The sequence below is a fragment of the Dictyobacter aurantiacus genome, from assembly GCF_003967515.1.
GTDB lineage: Bacteria > Chloroflexota > Ktedonobacteria > Ktedonobacterales > Ktedonobacteraceae > Dictyobacter > Dictyobacter aurantiacus.
In genome coordinates, this window is record NZ_BIFQ01000001.1 from 2,073,443 (window position 1) to 2,096,214 (window position 22,772).

The 22,772-nt window shown below is 53.7% G+C and carries 15 protein-coding genes; 8 read left to right on the forward strand and 7 right to left on the reverse strand.

The window, feature by feature from the left end; translation table 11 throughout:
* Positions 1-368 precede the first annotated feature (368 nt).
* The gene (gene selB, locus KTT_RS08330) at positions 369-2,333 is read right to left on the reverse strand and encodes a selenocysteine-specific translation elongation factor (protein WP_126595537.1); all 1,965 of its coding nucleotides are present in this window, start codon (positions 2,331-2,333) and stop codon (positions 369-371) included.
* A gap of 505 nt (positions 2,334-2,838) precedes the next feature.
* Here selB and uvrC point away from each other — a divergent pair.
* From uvrC to KTT_RS08350, 4 genes are all read left to right on the forward strand, one after another.
* Positions 2,839-4,857: an excinuclease ABC subunit UvrC gene (uvrC, locus tag KTT_RS08335; RefSeq protein WP_126595538.1), complete on the forward strand. Its 2,019-nt coding sequence runs from the start codon at positions 2,839-2,841 to the stop codon at positions 4,855-4,857.
* A 454-nt stretch (positions 4,858-5,311) separates the two neighbouring features.
* The gene (locus KTT_RS08340; protein ID WP_126595539.1) at positions 5,312-5,632 is read left to right on the forward strand and encodes an FmdB family zinc ribbon protein; all 321 of its coding nucleotides are present in this window, start codon (positions 5,312-5,314) and stop codon (positions 5,630-5,632) included.
* A 75-nt stretch (positions 5,633-5,707) separates the two neighbouring features.
* Entirely contained in the window at positions 5,708-5,920 is a 213-nt protein-coding gene (locus KTT_RS08345) for a hypothetical protein (RefSeq protein WP_126595540.1), read from the forward strand.
* Positions 5,921-6,400: 480 nt separating this feature from the next.
* Positions 6,401-7,237: a sensor histidine kinase gene (locus tag KTT_RS08350; RefSeq protein ID WP_126595541.1), complete on the forward strand. Its 837-nt coding sequence runs from the start codon at positions 6,401-6,403 to the stop codon at positions 7,235-7,237.
* A 153-nt stretch (positions 7,238-7,390) separates the two neighbouring features.
* Here the strand turns inward: KTT_RS08350 and KTT_RS08355 are convergent, their stop codons facing one another.
* The 6 genes from KTT_RS08355 to KTT_RS08380 form a co-directional block, all read right to left on the reverse strand.
* Positions 7,391-8,365 (reverse strand): HAD family hydrolase, encoded by a 975-nt coding sequence (locus KTT_RS08355; protein WP_126595542.1) that lies wholly within the window; start codon positions 8,363-8,365, stop codon positions 7,391-7,393.
* A gap of 114 nt (positions 8,366-8,479) precedes the next feature.
* Complete coding sequence (locus KTT_RS08360) at positions 8,480-9,232, reverse strand: amino acid ABC transporter ATP-binding protein (protein ID WP_126599496.1); 753 nt, start codon at positions 9,230-9,232, stop codon at positions 8,480-8,482.
* A 68-nt stretch (positions 9,233-9,300) separates the two neighbouring features.
* Complete coding sequence (locus KTT_RS08365) at positions 9,301-10,053, reverse strand: amino acid ABC transporter permease (RefSeq protein ID WP_126595543.1); 753 nt, start codon at positions 10,051-10,053, stop codon at positions 9,301-9,303.
* A gap of 107 nt (positions 10,054-10,160) precedes the next feature.
* Entirely contained in the window at positions 10,161-11,087 is a 927-nt protein-coding gene (locus KTT_RS08370) for an ABC transporter substrate-binding protein (protein WP_126595544.1), read from the reverse strand.
* Between the two features lie 339 nt (positions 11,088-11,426).
* Positions 11,427-12,317, reverse strand: coding sequence for an ABC transporter substrate-binding protein (locus KTT_RS08375; RefSeq protein WP_126595545.1), 891 nt, complete (start codon positions 12,315-12,317; stop codon positions 11,427-11,429).
* A 376-nt stretch (positions 12,318-12,693) separates the two neighbouring features.
* Positions 12,694-13,269: an AAA family ATPase gene (locus KTT_RS08380; RefSeq protein ID WP_126595546.1), complete on the reverse strand. Its 576-nt coding sequence runs from the start codon at positions 13,267-13,269 to the stop codon at positions 12,694-12,696.
* Between the two features lie 269 nt (positions 13,270-13,538).
* Here KTT_RS08380 and KTT_RS08385 point away from each other — a divergent pair, with 269 nt between their 5' ends.
* The 4 genes from KTT_RS08385 (at position 13,539) to KTT_RS08400 (ending at position 22,525) form a co-directional block, all read left to right on the forward strand.
* On the forward strand, positions 13,539-14,918 hold the full coding sequence (locus KTT_RS08385; protein ID WP_126595547.1) for a C39 family peptidase: 1,380 nt from the start codon (positions 13,539-13,541) through the stop codon (positions 14,916-14,918).
* A 360-nt stretch (positions 14,919-15,278) separates the two neighbouring features.
* Positions 15,279-17,927: an alanine--tRNA ligase gene (alaS, locus tag KTT_RS08390; protein ID WP_126595548.1), complete on the forward strand. Its 2,649-nt coding sequence runs from the start codon at positions 15,279-15,281 to the stop codon at positions 17,925-17,927.
* A 450-nt stretch (positions 17,928-18,377) separates the two neighbouring features.
* Positions 18,378-19,730, forward strand: coding sequence for a cell division FtsA domain-containing protein (locus KTT_RS08395; protein ID WP_126595549.1), 1,353 nt, complete (start codon positions 18,378-18,380; stop codon positions 19,728-19,730).
* Positions 19,731-19,888: 158 nt separating this feature from the next.
* The gene (locus tag KTT_RS08400) at positions 19,889-22,525 is read left to right on the forward strand and encodes a baseplate J/gp47 family protein (RefSeq protein WP_126595550.1); all 2,637 of its coding nucleotides are present in this window, start codon (positions 19,889-19,891) and stop codon (positions 22,523-22,525) included.
* The last annotated feature ends 247 nt before the right edge of the window (positions 22,526-22,772 follow it).

Here is a 22,772-nt window from a genome sequence, read left to right on the forward strand (position 1 = left end):
GCGACCTTTTACAGTGCCCCTCCCTTGTTTATTGGACCATCATTAGTTACTGTCACAGCGGCATCCAGGTGGTTATGCTAGTGAATGCCGCCACCTCAGATGTTCCAGAATGAAAGCCAGTTAAGTCTCAAACAAGGATTTACGCATATCTCAACCAGAGACGCAATGTGACTCGCCAGCATCAAGTTGCCAGAAGACCTCTTCCCATAATCTAGAAGAAGGCAAAACGCATTGCGCCACTATTTTAACTTATTCTACGTCAGAATGGAACACTCTGCAGGAAAGTAGGAGTTATCCCTCGGTGAAAGGGCTTCAGCCTCCTTCTGTTCGATTGTAACAGGTCCACCCATCCATTTATTCATGAATTTTCATTCCGCCGAGTTACCAATATGGGCAGTACCTGGTGTACGTTCATCTCCCATACGATGGGTTATACGCAAGGCATCCATGTGTTCCAGTAGAGGCAAAATATATTTACGAGTTGTTTCTAACACATCGCGTGCCTCTGCCACGGTTATTTTACCATGTTCATGCATATAGGCCGCGAGTTTTGAGAGTGCTGTACTATAAGCGGTATGGGAAAAAAGGATACCGTCACCTATTTTTACCAGCTGGCCCTGTTCAATCAGGGCGCTGACCACATCGGTGCCTACCATCGCCTCCGCCTCGCTACGTACAGGAGGCGTGTAGGGACGTTCGCGAAAAAGTCGTAATAGCTGGTCTACCTGTTGCTGCTGGGCGGCCGTAAAATGTGGTTGAAAGCCAGGTATCCTGATTAAGCCACCAGTTCGGACCAGCGCCGACCCGGCCCCTCTGTTTTCTACACTCTCCAATAGACCATTTTCTTGCAATCGCGCAAAAACCTCAGTCGCCAGGCGGGATTGAAGACCCAGGCGGGTACGCCATTCCTCTTTGGAGATTCCGCTACGCAATGGATACTGTTGGTGAAATTCCTTCACAAGGTGGAGAGCCTCGTCAGTTAATGTCTCCCATACGGTTTGTGCGAACCAGTAGACGCCAACCTTATACACTCTTCCTTCTGATAACAACGACTCTAGTATCTGTTGCGTCACATCCGGCGCTAAATTAGACTGCTTCGCTATCTCTTCGAATAGATAGCCAGAGAGACCGGATGCTACGTGGGCTGTTTCTCCCCTGGAAGGCTTGCGGCGCTCCAGGCTGGCCAGGACCAGCTCTTCAGGGGTGGCCTGCATCAACTGCTCCAGCGTTGAAAGCACTGGTTTCTGAAAACGGCGATGGTAGCGTGGCGTAACGTCCACAATCTCACCACCGCCAATGGTGGCGCCCGGTGACGGAATGCGTACAATGAAACGATCACGCCGGGCAATTACTGCGGGCCGGCTCAACCGCATCTGCACCCAGGCGCTGTCCCCCGGTTGAAGCTCATCGGTATCTAACAGGCGAACACGCGCGGGTATCTCCTGCGAGCCAGTATACACGTCAACGGATGTATTGTGTAAGAGCGAACGACCGCTGTCGGCAAGGAGACGCAGCCGGGCATCAAAGAGTAATGTGGGCTGCAGTTGACCTGGTCGGGCAACCACATTGCCGCGTGCAAGATCACTGCGCGCTACATTGGCCAGATTTAGCGCCACGCGGCCACCCGGAAGTACCGAATCAAGTTGCTGCTTATGGGACTGCAAACCGCGCACACGCGATTTTATCCTCTGGGGGTAAATCTCCACTTCCTGCCCCACCTGTAATCCACCATCCAACAGCGTCCCCGTGACAATCGTACCAAATCCAGTCAGCGAAAAGACTCTATCAACTGGTAAACGCGGGCGGCCAATATTTTTGCGGGTGGATGCGGTATTCAACAGTTCATCCAGGGTCTTCAGCAGTTCTGGCAAACCCTGACCAGTATAGGCCGAGACCGCCAGGATCGGTGCCCCCGCTAAAATAGTTGGCTTCAGATATTCAGTAACTTCATCTCTAACCAATTCCAGCCACTCTTCATCTACCAGGTCCGCTTTGGTGAGCACAACAACTCCACGCGGTACCTGCAATAGATCGAGAATCGCCAGGTGCTCACGCGTCTGCGGCATGATGCCTTCGTCGGCCGCGATAACCAGCATGGCAGCGTCGATTCCTCCCACGCCAGCCAGCATATTCTTAATAAAGCTTTCATGGCCGGGCACATCTACAATGCTGACCTCTTGCCCACCGGGCAGTTTTAACCAGGCAAAACCAAGGTCAATGGTCATGCCACGCTCTTTTTCTTCCGTCAGACGATCGGGATCGATACCGGTAAGTGCTTGCACCAACGTAGATTTACCGTGATCTACGTGGCCTGCGGTTCCTATACAGCTCATGCTTTCCTGGTATATATAACTTGATAGACATTTACTCTTTCAGTATACCCCAGATGGGCCGTTATGGCTATGCAAAAGCGAGAGACGGGGTTCTGCCCGCCTCCTGCGGGCAGAACCCCTTACCGCAAGTTAAGTCGAGGGCCAACCTCTGTGCTCCCTGAGCGAGAGGTGCAGAAGGGCGGCCAGCCCTCATGCCGGGGTGTGGGCGAGCATGCTCTCCTTTCTCCTCTCGCGCCGCCTGCGGCGGCGCGAGAGGAGAAAAAAAGAAGTTTTGTGGGGACACCCCACGCCCCGGCAGGAAGAACCCTGCACCCCTTAAGCTGACGCCAATGAGGGGACTTGAGCATGCCCCCGGCATGCTCGCCCTGCACCACGGTTTTGGGAACTTTTTTCAAAAGTTCGGAATATCCCATGACACTCGTCCTGCAACGAGGTATAATAAAGGGACACACAAATGTAGCACCGTCAGACCAGTTGCAGCTTACCTTCCAGGGAATTTTTATTGATGAACGAAAAAATTCAGTCTGTACTCAAATCTCTTCCTCATAAACCTGGTATCTACCTGATGAAGGATGCCGAGGGCACCATTATTTATGTGGGAAAAGCTATCTCTCTCTATAATCGGGTGCGTTCTTATTTTCTGGAATCGACCGATCATAGTCCCAAGAACAGAAGCATGGTAGCTAAAATCGATGATATCGAGTTTCTCGTCGTGCAAAACGAGGTCGAAGCCCTGGTCCTGGAAAGTAACTATATTAAGCAGTATCGGCCCAAATACAATGTTTTATTACGCGATGATAAGAGCTATCCCTATATCAAAGTCGCCCTGACGGAGGATTTTCCACGTGTCTACCGGGTGCGGAGCTTCCACCACGATGGCAATCGCTACTTCGGACCCTATACGAACTCGGGGGCCGTCGATGCCACGCTGGATCTTTTAAATAAGCTGTTTGCCTTCCGCACCTGCCGTTATGATGCCAGCGTCTGGGCACCACCGGCCAAAGGCGAGCCTCCGACGGGCTGGAAACAGAAGCTGTTACCACGCCCCTGCACACAGTACTACATCCATCGCTGTACCGCCCCCTGCGTGGCCTATACAACGCGCGAGGAATATGACGCCATCATCAAGCAGGTTATCCTCTTCCTTGAAGGGAAACACGACGAGGTTCTCAAAGATCTACAGACGAAGATGGATAAGGCCGCTGAAGAGTTGAATTTTGAGGAGGCGGCTCGGCTGCGCGATCGTATTCAGGCGGTTGAACGCGTACTGGAGAAGCAGCGCATCATCAATACCGACGCCCAGGATGACCAGGATGTGATCGCGCTGGCCAGCGGCGATGACGAGACCTGCGCGCTGGTCTTCTTTTTCCGCGCCGGCAAACTGGTAGGGCGAGAATACTTCATCCTGCAGGGCACACGCGACAGCAGTCCCGGTGAGGTGATGGGCTCGTTCATGCAACAGTTCTATCAGAGCTCTCCCCATGTACCATCCGAGATCATCGTCGAGGTTGAACCCGACGATCGCCAGGTGGTCCAGAACTGGCTCAGGGAGAGGCGCAAGGGGTCCGCCACCGGCGGGAGTTCCGCCGTGACAATTACGGCGCCTAAACGCGGCGATAAGGTACAGCTGGTTAATATGGTGAAAAACAACGCCAAAGAAGTACTGGAACAGCAACGTATCAAGTGGTTGACGGACAGCCAGAAGACGCAATTTGCCCTGGAAGAGATCCAGCAGGCGATCAATCTGGAGACGCCTCCACGGCGCATCGAGTGCTACGATATCTCCAATACCCAGGGGACCAATTCGGTTGGCGCCATGGTCGTCTTTGAAGCGGGACGGCCCAAAAAGGAAGAGTACCGCCGCTTCAAAATCAAGCAGGTCGAAGGACCCAATGATTACGCCAGCCATCAGGAGGTGCTGCGCCGCCGCTTCCGCAGGGCCGCCGGGACCGCCACAACTTCGATCCCCAGCAGCCCTACAGATGATATCAGTGCGCCAATCGGCGAGACCGTTGATGAGATCATCCAGGATGGCGGCAATGAGGAGCTCCACCACGACTGGGCTATGCCGGACCTGGTGATCATCGATGGGGGCCGTGGTCAATTGAATGCGGCCCTGCAGGTCATGCGCGAGCTCAAACTGGATATCCCGGTCATTGGCGTGGCTAAAGAAGAGGGCTCTCACACCAAGCTCAACACGGCCGAAGAGATCTATACCCCCGTGTCACCAGAGCCGATTATCCTGCCACGCAATTCGCAGGGACTCTACCTGCTGCAGCGCATCCGCGATGAAGCCCATCGCTTCGGCCTCACCTATCACCAGAAACTGCGCTCCAATCGCACCTTCAAGTCGGTGCTCGACGAAATTCCAGGTATCGGCCCCAAACGTAAACAGGCGCTGCTCAAACACTTTGGCTCCGTTCGCGCCATCAGCGCCGCCAGCCTCGAAGATCTAACCGCCCTCGACGGTATGACACGCGACGCCGCCGAAAAGGTGAAAGAGTATATCGGGCGGATGGAATAGATTATGCGCGCCTCTTGTTCTATAAAACAGAGGCGCGCATAATCTATTCCATCCGCCCGGCGCAGCACGAATGTACGTTTCGGCCTTCGGCCATGACACTACGCGCCTACGGCGCTCACACGTATATTTTTATTGTTGTGTGCACATCGCGCAAAGCGCGATGTGCACACAACAATAAAAATATACACGCTTAGCTGAGTGCTAGCACTCGATGGGATCGATTGACAACTCGACTGATTCACTGTACTATTATTGAATAGGACGGCTATAGCGGTCGCCCTCTTTCTATACAAATTTATCTCATCAAGACACGCGAACCATGTGTGTTGGACACAGATGATCGCTGGAAAAGAGATCACCTCCTCCGTCCATCGACATACGGGTGCGATAAGGCGTGTAATATGCGTATTGTATATAATGCGTATAACGCAATTTTTTAAGAGGTGATTGGTATATGCCAACGTACGAGTATCTTTGTCAAACATGTAGCCACCGCTTCGAAACGTGGCAGAAAATGACCGATGAGCCTTTGACCGTTTGCCCGGAGTGCGGTAACCATATTCGCCGCGTCCTCTTCCCCGCCGGCGTCGTCTTTAAAGGTTCAGGATTCTACAAAACTGACTATAGCCAGACAAAAACGCTGGCCTCTTCCAATGGAGATGCCAAAAAGGCCGACAGCAACAGCGAGGGCAAAAGCAGCAGTACCGAGAGCGGTTCTTCTTCTGAGAAAAGCTCCAGCACCTCCGCTTCCAGCACGCCAGCCGCCAGCAAATAAGCTCATATTAAGAAAATGTTCAATGGCCATCATATACTGATGGCCATTCGTAATTTCAATAGAGGAAAAAGGATTATGGTAGAATCAGCCCTTGCCGCCATTCAGCGCCAGCAGATCGAGATCGCTGTCGGCGAACTTCTCCTGACATCGGACTTCTATATGCGCCAATCCATCGCCGAACGCATCCGTCACCTCATCTCGCACGCCGACCCCAGCCTGGACATCCATAGCTTCAGCGAAGCGGCCCAGGACGAGCTACGCGACCTCAACCTCCTGCCCGAAAATTAGGGATCCACCCTACCAATTCTTCAAATTCCTTTTCCACCACCATGGGCTCGATGGTGTAGGCCAGGGATATCTCCTCCTGCTTATCCTTATAGTGAACCCGGTAGCCGTTAATGATAAGAAAGGTGCCGCCCGGGCCATATTATTGAGGGGATGAGGGGACGCCACGGGTGGGTGCGAATGCACCCACCCGTGGCGTCCCCTCATCCCCTCAATAATAAAGTTCTGAGCGCCGCAGGCGCGTAGTGTCAGGGGCCGCAGGCGCGAATCTTCCGGCATTCAGACATATGCATAAAGAGGACGATATATTCTACAAAAGGAGGAGATAGAACGCATCTTCTCTCCCAAAAGTCATAACATGCATACCCAATTTTCCTATCAGGTAGGTATTCAAGGACAGATGCACGTCATACGAGTGTATACTGGTATTACACAATCCCTAAGAATGGCTACAATTATGCCGCTTGCAAGGAGACAGAGGTCATGCAGCTTCAAGGCGAAAAAACACAGGAACAGATTATTGAGGAACTACAACAGCAGGTAGATGATTTACGGGCGGAAAACCTCCTCTTGCAAGATCAGCTGGCACATAAAGAACAGTCAACGGCGATGATCGCACATGATCTGCGCGGCCCGCTTTCGCCGATTATGAACTATGCACAGATGATTGCACGTCATGCGGCCCCTTCTAAAGATGGCGCGAAGTTTTCTGCGCAACAACTTGGGAAGAAATATGCGGCTATCCAGCGCAACACCGGTATCATCATTGGTCAGGCACAACGTATGAGCCGCATGGTCAACGATCTACTCGACTCTTCTCATCTTGCCTCGGGCAAGTTTTCGTTAATCCGCGAGGACTGCGATATTGTACAACTGGTCAAAGATATGGTAGAACAGTTACGCCCAATCGCTCCTTATCATACATTTGTCGTTTCGGCGCCTGATACTCCGGTCATCGGATATTGGGACGGCGACCGCTTACAGCAGGCTCTAGGCAATCTGCTGGATAATGCCATCAAATATTCAGATGAGCAAACTACCATTACCGTAACGGTGAGCACAACCCGGGCGGGGGTGCGAGTTAGCGTCCACAATCAGGGGGCCAGTATCCCCTCAGCTGACATCAGCCAGCTCTTCCGTCCCTATGGGCGCCTGGCAGCCACCCGCTCTCGCCATGGTTCAGGCCTGGGCCTGTTTATCACGAAATCGATCATTGAGGCCCATAAGGGGAACCTGCAGCTGGAGCCCCACGATGAGGAGGGCAACAGTAGCGAGAAGGGGCGTGGAACAACATTTAGCTTCGAGCTGCCGCTCAAGTAGTATCCCCGCCTGCGGCGGGGAAGGAAAGAGAAAGAGAATTTGGGGACTTGAGCATGCTCCCAGCATGCTCGCCCAAACCCCGGCAGGAGGGGCTCACCGCCCCACCTGCACCTCCCCGATCTATGTTTGCGGCATTAATTCACATAATATGTTTTAGCGCAGGGTGTCGGGGACAGGCAGGAAGTCGAGCAGGGCTTCGACGGAGTGAACGAGCAGGTCGGCTCCGCGGCTCTGATAGAGCTCGATCTCCTGTGGCTTGACAACCATGGCGGCCAGGACCGGCGCTTCGGACTCTGCTCTATCGATTTTGTAGCGTCTGACCAGGTCGAAGTCGTCGGCGGTATCACCGATATAGAGGCCACCGCGACCATCTACCTGCTTCAGTGCGTAGCGCAGCGCCTGAGGATCGGGCTTGGCATACAGATCAGCCGGCACAATTACGTCCCACCAGCGCTGGCCGCTATACGCCTCCATGCGTTCGATAGCGCTATCAACCTCAGCGCCAATGCGTCCGGTAATCATGCCCAGATTGGCAACACCGGCCTGACGCAGCCGCGCAAAGAAATCAGGCGCGTAAAGCATCCTTTCATTCTGCGCATATCCTTCGGCCTGCGGCAGGTAGCGGGCGTCACGCCCAAAGCGACGCCGCAGTTCGCTGGCTCCCCAGTAGCACTCATTGAATACATCTACCACCACTTCGTAATCGGTCAGTGCCGTAGAGGGAAACACAGTTTCCACCCAGGCGCGACCGCTCTGACCATGCAGGGCGGCTTCATGGGCCAATACACCCCACTCCTGCGTACTACGCGCGGCCAGCTCGCTATCGCGCCACTCGCGCAGCCGCGCCGTGGCCAGTGCCGACAGCAGATAACACATATCCCAATCACTGTTAAAGCCGCCAGCCTGCTTGAAGATACCAATATCCTCCTGCGTCACCGGGGTCTCGTGCTCAGTGGAGTCCCATTGCAAACCATTTAAGGTACCAACAATATATGTAGTGACCGCGATGTTCGCGGCACGAAACGAGTTCACGGTCTCAATCAACACACCATCCACATCAAACAACAATGTATCAAATGGCTGGGGTACCAGCAGGTCCGGTCTTTTCCAGATCACCGGGGTCGTCATGATTATTCAGGCCCTTTCAACAAAGATGGCACCGCTCAAGCAGTGCCATGTATATGACAATCTCTACTGTTTCTTTATTGTATAACAGATAGGTTAAGAGAATATGTATTGTAGTTAGAGTACGCGGCTCAAGAAGTTGCGTGTACGCTCGTTCTTGCACTCGCCAAAGATCTGCTCTGGCGGACCCTGCTCAACGATCTGGGCCTGGTCCATGAAAACAACGTGATCGGCGACATCGCGGGCAAAGCCCATCTCATGGGTGACCACCACCATGGTCATGCCCTCTTCAGCCAGCTGGCGCATCACTTTGAGCACCTCACCCACCAGTTCGGGATCCAGCGCGGAGGTCGCTTCGTCGAAGAGCATCAGTTTGGGATTCATAGCCAGGGCGCGCGCGATGGCGACGCGCTGCTGCTGTCCACCCGAGAGCCGATGAGGGTAAGAATCTTCTTTGTTGGCGAGCCCTACTTTGTCCAGCAGCATGCGCGCGCGCTCAATTACCTCGGCTTTGGGCTGGCGCAATACATAGATGGGAGCCTCGATAATGTTTTCCAGCGCCGTCTTATGCGCGAAGAGATTGAAGCGCTGGAACACGAAGCCGATCTGCGAACGCATGCGCGCGATGTTAGCCTCGCTATCCTCAACCAGGCGTCCCTTCTCCTCACGGTAACCAACCAACTGTCCATCGATATAGATGCGCCCATCATCAATGCGCTCCAGGTGATTGAGGCAGCGCAGCAGCGTCGTTTTTCCGGAACCGCTCGGACCAATCACCACCACCGCCTGGCCGCGCCCTACAGAGAAATCCACACCGTTCAATACCACATTGGGACCGAAACGCTTCACAAGCTTCTCTGTGCGCACCATCTCGCTGGCCTGATTCGTCTGAGAGTTGTTAATCGTTGTCTCTATTGTCATTCCACTCCTCCTCAAACTTACCTGGCGGTCTGTGTACCAAAGCCAGTCAGACGTTTCAATGTACTCTTCTCCTGCGCGACCGCGACCGCGACGTTGCCTCGATCGGGATCGAAACGATTCTCGATCCAGCGCTGGATAAACTCCCAGATGGTCGTCAGAATGAGATAATAGATTGTAGCTACAATCAGCAGCTCAAAGGTAATAAAGGTCTGGGAACCATAGATCTGCGCGGTACCCGTTAATTCCATTACACCAATAACCGAGGCGATGGAGGTGGTTTTGAGCATATTGTTGAATTCATTTCCCAGAGGAGGAATAATGACACGCATGGCCTGTGGAACAATAATACGGCGCATCGCCAGGCCATAACGCATGCCCAGCGCCTTGGCCGCCTCCATCTGACCCGTATCCACCGAACCCAGGGCGGCACGAATGATCTCAGACATATAGGCGCCTTCATTCAGCGAGAAGGACACCAGTACACAGGCATAGGCAGGAAGGAGCGCCTGTGGAAAAACCTTTGGCAGACCAGCCCACAGTAGCAATACCTGAACCAACAAAGGACTGCCGCGAAAGAACCAGATATAGGCACGCGCCGGCCACACCAGAAATGGATATTTCGATGTACGCATAAGTGCTAAAAAGAAACCCAGTACAATTCCTATCGCCTGCGCGACAACCGAGATCCACAATGTAATCCAGGCGGCCTGCAAGAAATAGAGGTTGGGATCCTGAAACAGATAGTACCAGACCTGGTCCCAACGAAACATGGCAATCCTCCTAAAAAACTATGTGCTCCTCGCCTCCAAAGATAAAGGAACTCATTGAGGCGAGGAGCGAGGGAGATAAAAGGCTTAACTTAACAGCACGGCTGCTCTCAAGCTACAGCGTTCTGTGATTTGATATAGGAAACCTTTTGCTGATCTGAGAAGCCCCAGGTTTTGAAAAGGTTATTGTATGTGCCATCGGACTTGACAGCATCAAACGACTTCTGCATGGCGGTCAACATCGAGCTATCGTCCTTACGAACGGTGATCCCATATGGGGCTGCGTTCACCACTGAGCCGCCAACCTCAAACTGTCCCGGGTTAATTTTGTTATAGTAGTCAGTAACGGGAGAGTCCTGATATGTGGCATCGACTCGTCCGTTTGACAGCAATTGTACCACATCTGTCTGTGACTGCAATACGGTCTGCTTGATAGCGGGTTTGCCAGCCTTCTGGCAATCCTTGGTACCGGCGTCCAGATCATCTTTTTCAACGGTTCCGGTCTGTACACCAACGTTGAGGCCACACAGATCGGCCACAGTTGTCAAATGTTTGGGATTGCCTTTGGGAACCAGCAGAGACTCGCCAGCATTGAAGTAAGGGACAAAGTCGAAACTCTGCTTGCGCTTATCGTTGATGGTAACGGAGGAGATCACCACATCGAAGCGCTTGTTTCTCAGATCATCAAAAATCGTATCGAAGCTGGTCTTCTGGATAACCACCTTTAACCCCATGCGCTGTCCCATGGCTTTGATCAGGTCGATATCGAAACCAACATAGGTATTGGTTTTGGTGTCAACAAACTCCATCGGCGTATAGGTGGTATCGCTACCAACCAGCAAGGTGCCGGGCGTCTTGAGATCGGTAGGGGCAGTGACATTGGGCTTGGCGGCAGGAGTAGGATTGCTAGCGGGTCCAGGAGTGTTGCCGGTTCCAGCAGAGTTGCCGCAGGCGGCCAGCAAAAACGACAAAAGAGATGCCAGTAAAAGCCCTGACAACGATAGGCGCCGGGCATAAGTACGGGTGGGAGATAGCATAGAATGGGAACCTCCATTTACGAAAATAGGGTGAATAAAAATAATTCACGTTCACCTCAATGACGATGTCAATGACGATGAAGATAAGGTAGTTTCAACCACTCAACTGTAGCTCTCGCAGCAACGATGCAGTTCTGGAAAACGAGAGAACACTCTCCGTTCAATCCGAGACACGTAGCTCTGGGATGACTGGTCCATATTATGTAATTTACGTTCAACTATAACCAGTATCTCACAAGAAGTCACGCCCTTATCCAAATCGCTATCGACAACGACCCTGCCTGTTTTTAATAAACAGACAGGGCCTGACGACAGAGGAGCGTACAAGCATCTACATAGCTAGATCTTATCAGCATCGGAAAAGCCATACTTCCGAAAGAGCGCGTCATACGTGCCGTCAGATTTTATGGCCTGGAATGCCTTCTGGACCGCGTTGAGCATCTCGCTGTCGCCTTTGCGAATCACCAGGCCACTGGGACCCGCGTTGATAGTCGGGCCGACCAGTTGGAATTGTCCAGGATTGATCTTGTTATAGTAAGCGGCTGATAGCGAACCCAGATAGATCACATCGGCACGATGATTGGACAGTAGTTGGATGACATCAGTCGCTGACTTTAATACCACATTCTTGATTTCTGGCTTACCAGCAGCTTTACACGCATCATTGCGTTTACCCACATCTTCCAACTGTATAGTTCCAGACTCCGTACCCACGGTTAAGCCACAGAGGCCATCGACTCCCTTGACACCTTTAGGATTGCCATTGGCGACCAGCAAGGAAGAACCCGCCTGCAGATAGGGCACAAAATCGTATTTAACTTTGCGCTTAGCACTGACATAAACGCTGGCATTAACGATATCAAAGCGTTTATTGTCCAGATCATTAAAGATCGTATCAAAGCTGGTCTTCTGGATATTGAGCTTCAGGCCCATATGGCTGGCTAGCGCACTGCTGAGATCAATATCGAAGCCCGCGTAACTATTCGTCTTCTGATCAATGTATTCCATCGGAAAATAAGTGGGATCGGTACCAACCGTAAACGTCCCGGGACTAAGCAGATCCTTGGGCGCGGCGACATTGGCTTTCCCGGAAGAAGAGGGAGCCGAAGGTGTGGTAGTATTTCCTCCCCCGCCTCCACCACAGGCAGTCAGCAAAAGCGAAAGTACGCTTAGAGCAAGTAATAATACAAAAGAGAAGCGCTGTTTAAATAAAGGTTTGGCTTGTACCATACAAAAAAGGGCCTTTCCAGATACAAAGAAATTCTCTGGCAACAGAGAAAAACCTTACTACCAATCACTGTAATAGTGTATGCGGGCTGCCTGCCATTTTACACAGATATACCAGTCAACGCGCGTCAGAAAACAGGCGCACAGAGATCAGTGATCGAAATAATAAGACTCCAGGACATAAACATCACCATTGTGTGCCTGCTTATTTCACGTACAACGTGCCCCAATAGTCACATATCGGGGTTTCTCACAAGCGAAAAAAGACCCACCACCATACCTGGCTTATCGAGAACCGAAGCGCGAACATTCCAGAGTAAGAATGCTGGTGTGGCGAAACACCATCAATGCTTCAGTAAAAAGAAATGGAAAATACGAATCAGGAAGACGGTTGTGTTTCGCTCACCAGAATTTCTGGAAATGCATGCTGCTCATCCAGAATATGGATCATGTTCCAGCCCTCCTGCGGTACAGCGCGCAAGGCCTGCTGCAATAACGAGAGGTGATATTTGATCACCTGTTCCCCCACGATACGACCACGCGCCTGATGCTGATCATACCTCAGACAGGTTTCGAGCGAGATATTAAAGAGGAACAGACAGGTGGTGTAGCGGTGACGGACCGCGAGATCAAGTAAGCGCTGGCGCGCCTCCACCTGCAGGGCGGTGCTATCCACTATCGTCAATCTTCCCTGAATCATTCTTTTATGGATGATGTAATGAAAAAGATCAAATGTATCTCTATTTACCTGCTGATTGGTCTCATCGTCACAAATAAGGGCCCGGCAATAATCGGAGGAAACTATTGAGGTCATGCGGCATCCCTGCTGCTGGTGCTGGGCCACAAATGTGCGCGCGAACGTGCTCTTGCCCGCTCCCGCTGGACCACACAGCACGATCAAGGTTCGCTCAGGCAGGTGAATTCGCTGCACCTGTTGCTCAGAATTATTTTCCATGAGAGATATACTCCTTCAGCTATCTGCTTTACATGCTCATAGATGCTATTAACCTTAACGCTCGGTACATAAAAGTTACGAGCACAGTCTATCATCATACCCAAATAATATAACCTGAACAATTCACAAGAATCTCCCCTTCTGGTTCAGAATACACCAAAAATGGCTCAGATTGTATCTTTATATCTCTGTGTTTTTCTACATATATCAAGCTCAGGTTTATAATAAAGATAGTGGATGGGTCTTGATGGATAGATGGAGGTGAAGCAATGCGTTTCTGGTTGGATATGTTTTATCGGCATTATCGATTTATGTTATACGTGCTTCTGGGCGGCGCCTGCGGAATTTTGATGATCCATATGATCCTGCTGCCGACAACAGGGTATTCATGGACGGACGATGAGCGACAGCAGTATGATCAATTCTGGCTCCAGCAGAGCGGACAGGATTTCCAGCAGTGGCAGATGAATGGTGTGATGGTGCAAAGCGGACTGATTCATGCCAGTGTGCAGATGCAGATGACACAGGCAGCTGTCTGCACCAGCGACGATATCGATGGTGGCTTCGCCAGCTTCAATGATCAGGCAGGATTGTGCCAGGGGCGAGATCCCTATCGGGCGGGTTCCTACGAACAGCGACTGAACTACTATAACGCGTCCTCTTTCTACTTTGGAACCCTGACATCGCCCATTCAGATATCTAGCCGACCAGTCACCACGCTGATTGCTTCATGGAACGCGACGACCCTGAAAGGGACCTGGATCGAAACACACGTGCGCGTTCTGGAGGGTCGGTACTGGACACATTGGTACCGTTTTCCAATCTGGGCCAGCCATACCGAGACGGTTACGCGTCACAGCATCAATGGTCAGAGCGATGTCTGGGGCAGGATCGATACCGACACATTCATCACCAGGAGACAGCCCGCCAACGCGTACCAGGTAAAGGTGATCCTATTCAGCACCAGCGCGAGGGTGAGTCCACAACTGCAGCGCTTCGGCGTGATCGCCTCTTATGATGCCAGCACAGCCCCCCTCATTCAGTCCGATCCAACCAGTCGAGGCATCAACCTGGCGGTGCCACAACGCTCTCAGATGCTGGCGGCCTATACCACACAGAGCTTCGGGGGGGGTGGTGAAGCCTGGTGCAGTCCTACCTCGACCAGCATGGTCATGGCCTACTGGGCTAACCAGTTGAAAAGGCCTGATCTGGCGCATACAGTGCCGGAGGTAGCCAGAGATACCTATGATTATACATATAGCGGGACCGGCAACTGGCCCTTCAACGTTGCCTATGCCGGAAATGCTGGCCTGACTGCCTTCGTGACCCGCATGTACTCGTTGAGCCAGGTCGAACAATGGGTCAAAGCGGGTGTTCCCATCATCATCAGTATCGCTTACCAGTCCGGCGAACTGGTCCATTCCCCCATTCCCAGCTCCAGTGGCCACATCATCGTGATACGCGGCTTCACCCACCAGGGTGACGTCATCACCAACGATCCGGCCGCGGCCTCAAACGAGGCCGTCCAGATCGTCTACCAGCGAGCCAACCTTCAGACCATCTGGCTCAAAGCATCGCATGGGACCGCCTATGTCATCTATCCCCAGTCCTGGCCCGTCCCAACCACGCAGCGTTTCACCTCCTGGTAAACCAGAGCATCATACGATCGTCTTCCCTTGAAGGAACGACAACGTTATGGGTCATCCCGAACTTTTTACTCATATCAAAAGTTCGGGATGACTCATAACCTCAACAACTGCAAAACACGTGGAAGCTATTCATTACAGTAGACATTTCGGTGCAGAAATTGATATACTACCGTGTGTGTGAAGCTCAGAGGTTTGCCCTCAAATAGCACCCTTTTCCCGCATTTACGCATATCCGGTCAGGGGTGCTCACACAACACGAGAAGCCAGTTGAGACCATTACGATAGATACTATTCATGGAATGCTGCAGGTAAACACATTCCACCCTTCAATAGAACACCGATTTTACCGAGGAGGATGTTGTGTCCGTTGAAACGACCTTAACAGGAACCGAAATACGTGCGCGTTTCCTGGATTTCTATGCCAGTAAAGGCCACGTAAAAATGCCTAGTTCATCTCTCGTGCCGCATAATGATCCCACAGTATTGTTGACCACCGCTGGTATGCAGCAGATGATCCCTTACTTCCTGGGCCGTGAGACTCCTCCTGCGGTACGCATGACCTCAGCGCAAAAATGCTTTCGCACTACCGATATCGATAAAGTTGGCAACCAGCGTACGTTGACGTTTTTTGAGATGCTGGGCAACTTTTCGGTCGGTGATTATTTTAAGCGTGAGGCGATCGCTTACGCCTGGGAATTTCTAACCAAAGTGGTCAATCTGCCAGCCGATCGCCTGCACCCCACGGTCCACCCTGATGATGACGAAGCGCCACGCTACTGGCATGAGATCGCTGGTTATGCCGATGAGGCTATCGTACGCCTGGATGAAAACTGGTGGGGACCTCCCGGAGCCTCGGGTCCCTGTGGTCCCGACTCTGAGATCTATTATGATCGGGGCGTCGAATATGGCTGTGGGGAAGCGGACTGTAAGCCCGGCTGCGAATGCGAACGCTTCCTGGAGATCTGGAATCTGGTGTTCATGCAGTTCTACCAGGACCTGGATGGCACGCGTACGCCGCTGCCACGCCGCAATATTGATACCGGCATGGGCCTGGAACGCCTGACCATGGTACTGCAGGGCAAGGAATCGGTCTTCGATACCGATCTCCTGCGCACTATTATTGATCGCTTTGCCCTGATTACCAATACTCCTTATGGACAGAGCGCGAAGAGCGATACATCCCTGCGAGTGATCGCCGATCATGGTCGCGCCCTTGTCTTCCTGGCCGCCGACGGCGTGCTGCCCAGCAACGAGGGGCGTGGTTATATCTTCCGCCGTATCCTGCGCCGCGCCGTGCGCCATGGTAAACTGCTCGGCCTGGACAAACCCTTCCTGGCAGAGGCGGCCAACACCGTCATCGATCTGCTGGGCGACCATTATACCGAGCTCAAAACCCAGCGCGAGCGCATCATCGAGGTGCTCAGCCTGGAAGAGAAAAAATTCAGCCAGACACTCAATACAGGTCTCAACCTGCTCAATGAACTGCTGGCGGATCTGCGGCAGCAGGACAAAAAAGTTATCCCGGGCGAAGAGGTGTTCCGCCTCTATGATACCCATGGCTTCCCCGTCGAACTGACACAGGAGATCGCGGCCGAACAGGGCTTCAGCGTCGACGTCTCCGGCTTTGAGCAGTCGATGCAGCGTCAGCAGGAACGCAGCCGCGCCGGCGCGGGCAGCACCTTCACCCAGGCCCAGGATGACCGGGCGCTGACCGAGATCCTGAAGCGTCTGGGGACCACAGAGTTCCTTGGCTATACCGGCCTGGTCAGCAGCAGCAAGGTTGCGGCCCTGGTCGTGGATGGCGAAGAGGTGACCGATATCAGCGCACCCCAGCAGGCCCTGGTCATTCTGGATCAGACCCCGTTCTATGCTGAGAGCGGCGGCCAGATCGGCGACCATGGAGACCTCACGGGCCCGATGGGCAACTTCCAGGTACAGGACACACGCCGTCCCCTCAAGGGATTGATTGTCCACTATGGCCAGTTGACCGAGGGGCATCTGCGCGTTGGCGACAGTGTTCAGGCCGATGTCATCGAGCGGAGGCGCGAGGACACCATGCGCAACCACAGCGCCACCCACCTGCTCCACAAGGCCCTGCGCGATCTGCTAGGCACACAGGTGCAGCAGCGCGGCTCGCTGGTCGAGCCCGAACGTCTGCGTTTCGACTTCACCAGCCCACGTCCACTTACCAGCGCGGACCTGCTGCATATCGACAGTCAGATCAACGCATGGATCCGCGCCGACTATCCGGTGCAGACCAGGATCATGCCGATCCAGGACGCCATGCAGACCGGCGCGATGGCCCTGTTCGGTGAGAAATACGACGACATGGTACGCGTGGTCTCGATGGGTAGTAGTATCGAGCTCTGCGGTGGCACCCACTGCGCCACCACCGGTCAGATCGGCATCTATGTCACGGTGCAGGAGACGAGCATCGCCGCCGGCATTCGCCGCATTGAGGCCCTGACGGGGCGCGCGGCCGAAAACTATCTGCGCCAGAAGCGCGAGACGGTCGACAGGATCGCCGCTCTCCTGCAGGTGCAATCTGAACAGGTTGAGGCCCGTATTGAACAGTTGCAACAGGACCTGGCCAGCGCGCGCCGCCAGATCACCCAGTACCAGCGTAACGAGGCTCAGGCTCAGGCTCAGAACCTGGTTCAGCAGGCCCAGGATATCGCGGGCATCCCCGTTGTCGCCGCCAGCGTCAGCGCTCCCGATGCAAAGGTGTTGCGCGATATGGGCGAAACCATACTTAGCAAACTGGGGCAGCCGGGCGTCGTCGTTCTGGCTAGCGACCTGGGTGAGCGTATCGCCCTGCAGGTCAATATCCACCAGACATTGACCAAACGCGGGCTGCACGCGGGTAAGCTAGCCGGCACAGTCGGAGAGCGCCTGGGTGGCAAAGGAGGCGGCCGACCGGACTCAGCCCAGGGTGGTGGTAAGGACAAAACGGCTATTCAGCCTGCTCTGGAACTTGCCAAAGCCTTCGTGCGTGATAATCTCAAGTAGGCTTACTGCTACCTGGGAGGCGATGCTCGCCATTGCCTCCCCTCTCGCTGTTGGCACATACAGGCTTTTCAGGCAAAGACATAGAGATATTTCTACTTAAGGGGTGCAGGGCATCCTCATTAGTGTCAAGTTAAGCAGAGGGTCAGCCCTCTGCGCTCCCCATGCGGGAGGTGCAGGAGGGCGGTCAGTCCTCCTGCCGGGGTGTGGGGACTTGAGCATGCTCCCAGCATGCTCGCCCACACCCCGGCAGGGAGAACCCTGCCCCCTTAACTTGACGAATGGAAGAATTACGTTATAAAAAGGAACAGCCTGGCTGGTGTAATTATCAATTTTGCCAATAAAGCAATTTTTGTGCTATAAAGTAAACGAATGCCTTAGATAGCCCAACACACGGGAAAGCTGCTCAAGCAGAGTTGGCAGTGAGTGGAGCAATAATTTTGGGATGGACAAATGAAAAATCTCTTGCAACGTCTGCGTGATTTATTTACGGGATCACAGTCAGATGACTATGCTGACCTGGAGCAGGACTATGCATATGAAGACGAATACGATGATGAAGATCCAGGTGACATAGGTAGCCAGCGTCAGCTCTTCACAGCCCTCGATATCGGGACAGCCTTTGCGAAAGCGATGATCGTTGAGGTACGCGGCGATCATGCGGAAGTATTGGGCGTTGGGCGCCACCCGCAAAGCTATGCGCATATGTCGGATGGTATCGTGACTGACATTCCAGGAGTGATCGCCAACTGTAACGAAGCTCTGCTCAAGGCAGAGCAGGCGGCAGGCGGTGTCATCGCCCCTTCGGCGGTCATTGGCATCGCCGGTGAGCTGGTCAAAGGCAGTTCCACAACGGTCAGCAAACAACGCGCACAACCCACCAAACAAATTACCGCCGAAGAATTGGAATCTTTAATTACGGCGGCCCAGGAGCGCCTGTTGAAGATGGCCAAGGAACGCATCGCCGCCGAGACCGGCTATGGCAACATCGATGTCCGCCTGACCAATGCCGCCGTCATCTCGGTGCGCATCGACGGGCAACTGGTCACCAATCCAATTGGCTTCCGTGGCCGCCACTTTGCCTTAACGCTTTTTAGCGCATTCGCGCCCTTAACGCAGTTAGGGGCTATTGAAACGGTCGCCCAGGGACTCGACCTGACACTGGTGACCATCGTGGCGGAACCTTACGCACTGGCCCGCTGCCTGAGTAGCAACGCCAGCGCGGACAGTGGGGCCATCTTTATCGATGTTGGCGGTGGTACCACCGACATCGCGCTGGTGCGCCAGGGAGGAATCGAAGAGACGCGCGTCTTCGCTCTGGGTGGCCGTGCCTTCACACGCCGCATCGCGACCAGCAAGGGTATCCCGATCAAAGAGGCCGAACGACTCAAGATCAGCTATAGCAATGGCGAACTTCAGGGCAGTAGCCACGATGAAATACAGGCCATCCTGGCGCCAGAATGCCAGACCTGGATGGACAGCGTCGAACTACTGATTGAAGAGCTTTCAAAGGGTGAGCTACTTCCGCCAGCCATCTACATCGTCGGTGGCGGATCAGCCCTGGTGGACCTGTATCAACGCCTGGAAGCGTTTCCCTGGACCGAGCGGTTGCCCTTCTCGCGCCAACCCATTATCCGCGCGGTACAACCCGAAATGGTAGGCAGCATTCTGGATAGTAATGAAATGCTGGAAAGCGGGCAGGATATTACACCAATGGCCCTGGCGTATCAGGCCGTTGAACTGAATAACGATAACAATGTGTTGGAAAGAGCACTGGATCGCGTCATTAACAACATGCATATCTAGACAATTCGCTGGCAGCGGATTCTCTACATGATGCAGCGAGCCCGATGCGTATCCCTCTCTCCCTTCACATCGATAGAACAAAACACATCAGCCCAGGGCACATGCGCTCTGATTGTAATTTCGAGGAAGTAGGCCATTAGGGGGTGAAAGGGCTTATTATGAGTGATGAGCAAACAATCTATATTAGCCCGGAAGACGATCTGACAACTGTACGCGAACGCCTGGAAAAACTACAAACCCGAAAAGTCACACTGGTGGTGCCGGCCCAGACACAACTGCGCAGTCATGTGGCCTGGAAACTGCTCTATGCCCGCGCGCGTGAATTGGGAAAAGATGTCCTGATTGTCAGTTCAGATCCCCAGGTACGTTCGGTCGCTCACGCGGTGAAATTCACAGTCGCCCATTCACTTGAATCATCGCAGCAGGGGCGTTCGCGGCCTGCTGGTCGACCTGTGCGCAGTGGTACAACCAACCGCGCGCGCCCAGCCAACGCCAGCCAGCGTCCCACCGGAGGACGCCCGACACGTAGCACCAACACGTTGCGACAACGCCCGGCCGGCGCACGCAACTCATCCAACCTGGCCAATCGCGAGAACGCGCGTGACCAGCAGCAATCTCTACCACCTCCAACCGACAATCCAGCCACCTTTCAATTGCCACACGAGAGCAATGATGATGGCTACAACTATGGTAGCCAGCATACAACACCCCCGATCAGACCACTGGCTCCCGATCAGATTGAGGAGCCAGATCTGCTACTGGAAGACTACAATCTGTCCCAGAATATTCGCGAGGCGGCCGGTGATTCTCGCAGTGAGCCCGGCTTCTCGGCCTCATCTGCGCACCCTTCAACCCCGGTTGAGCCCCAAACGCCTAAAACACACGCATCCTATGGCGCATTGGATGAGGAGGATGACGATCCATTTGTGCTGATGGAGGATAGGCAGCAGCCGCCATCGTTCGAACAACGTGGCGAGGCGGTCATCGAGAGTCCTGATCAACGTCGCTATGATCACGTGATTCAAGATGTAGCCGATGTGCCCACCAGCATTATTGGAAATCATTTCAATATCGATAACAATGAAGGCGAGGTTCTTGAGCCTCGACCGCGTGGCGCCCAGAATCGGGCACGCAAGGCGTCCAGAAAAGAGGCCGAACCCCGTGAGCAGCCGCGACAGGATGTTGAGCCTGCGCGTCCACGCCGCCCCTCCGGTAAGATGGTCTCTCCACCGCCGCCTGCCGCCTTTAAGGTGTCGCAGGCACCCTCACAACGTCTGCGCGCCGAGGATCTGGACGATGATGATCTGCCACCGATCCAGGATCGGCCAACACAGATCAAGGAGCGCGACACGTTTACCTACGAGCCACCGTCGCGTAGCAGCCATAAAAGTCCAAGCATGATTCCGCTGCCTGAAGAGCGACCGAGAAATTACGGGGCGCGCAGCAGCCAGATGCAGCGGCCAGCGGTTGCTGAACGGCAGGCCACCAGCCTGCGCCCCTCGGGCGTCCTGACATCATCACGACGACCGCCAGCGACCCGTCCTTCGCAGGAACTACGTCCGCGCCAATCGAAAACGCTGGCCAAACCGCGCCCAAAAAAGCGTAGCAACGCGCTGGTCTGGACCATTCTGGCCGCCATTATCTGTCTGCTGCTCGCCCTGGCACTGGGAGCTTATCTCGTGCCCACGGCTACCGTTACAATTACCATCGCGGCCCGCAATTATACCCATCCCGTTAATACCCTGGCCACGCTTACGCCGACCGGTGAAAACATCCCGGCTCACCAGTTATCCCATGAGTTCACTAAAACGGGTCCCGAGCCGGTTACTGGCAGCAAATTAGTTGGCACCGCCAAAGCCAAAGGCAATGTCTGCTTCAGCAACACCGGGAACTCTGACGTCATTGTTCCTACGGGCAGCGAGGTATCGACTCCTGGCGCCAACGGTGTGCTATTCAAAACGACCGCGGAGGTTTCAATTCCTAAAAATACCCTCTGCTCCAATGTGCCTTTGCCCGTTCCAGTCGAGGCGGTCAAATCGGGCGAGAGCGGCAATGTCCCTGCCGGCAGCGTCACGCTGATCCCGGACAGCAGCCTGAATAGCATTGCCAATGCCAACTCCACCAGCGTTGCCCAGCTCAAGCTTAGCGTCATCAGTCTTGATGATATCAAAGGCGGCGGCATGGAACCTGTCCCATCTATAGCCGACAAAGATCTGACCAATGCACGCACTGATCTACACAAACAATTGCAGAGCCAGATCGATGCCTGGGTCAAAAGCCTGCCGCAGAACGGCGCAATCGGGCCACTGACCACGACGGATACCCTGGTCAATCCTCCAGCCAGAGATAGTGTCGTCGAGGGCGGCAAAACCTTCCAGGCGCAAATCAGCGTGAAAGCCAGCGTGCTATTCGTCAACAATAGCGATCTGCAGAACGCGGCCAAAGCGCAGCTCAGCAGCGCAATGAAGACGGATAACACATTCAAACAGTATGTAATCCTGAATGATGCCAGGCAGCCGATCAGCATCAGCAAGCTAAAGCAGCAGCCCGCGGGCAAAGATGGTTTGAAGCTGAGCTATGTCGCGACCGCCCCTGTAGGCGGTGCCTTTGATGCTAATGCCCTGCGCCAGCAGATCGCGGGCCAGGGGCCCGACGCGGTCAACCGCTTACTGAAGGCGAATAACAAAGGGATTGAGGATACGCATATCGATATTCAGCCAGGTTTCTTTCCATATCTTCCTTTCTATGCAAACCATATCGATATTAAAGTTGTGCCGGGTATAACTAAATCCTGACGGTCTCGCGCCTGCGGCGCAAGACTGAGAATGGTATGGTGGTGCAACATGGAGTGCGTTCGCACTCCATGTTGCACCACCATACCATTCATAATTGTCTTTGAGTATATGGGCGCTGTAGCGCCCATATACTCAAAGACACAGGTAAAAAGCACTTTGGGGGTAGTTAAACAAAATCAGTCACAAGGGCTTAGCATACCACCTGAATCTGCTACAAAATGGACGCTAACTGGACAGGATAAACCAT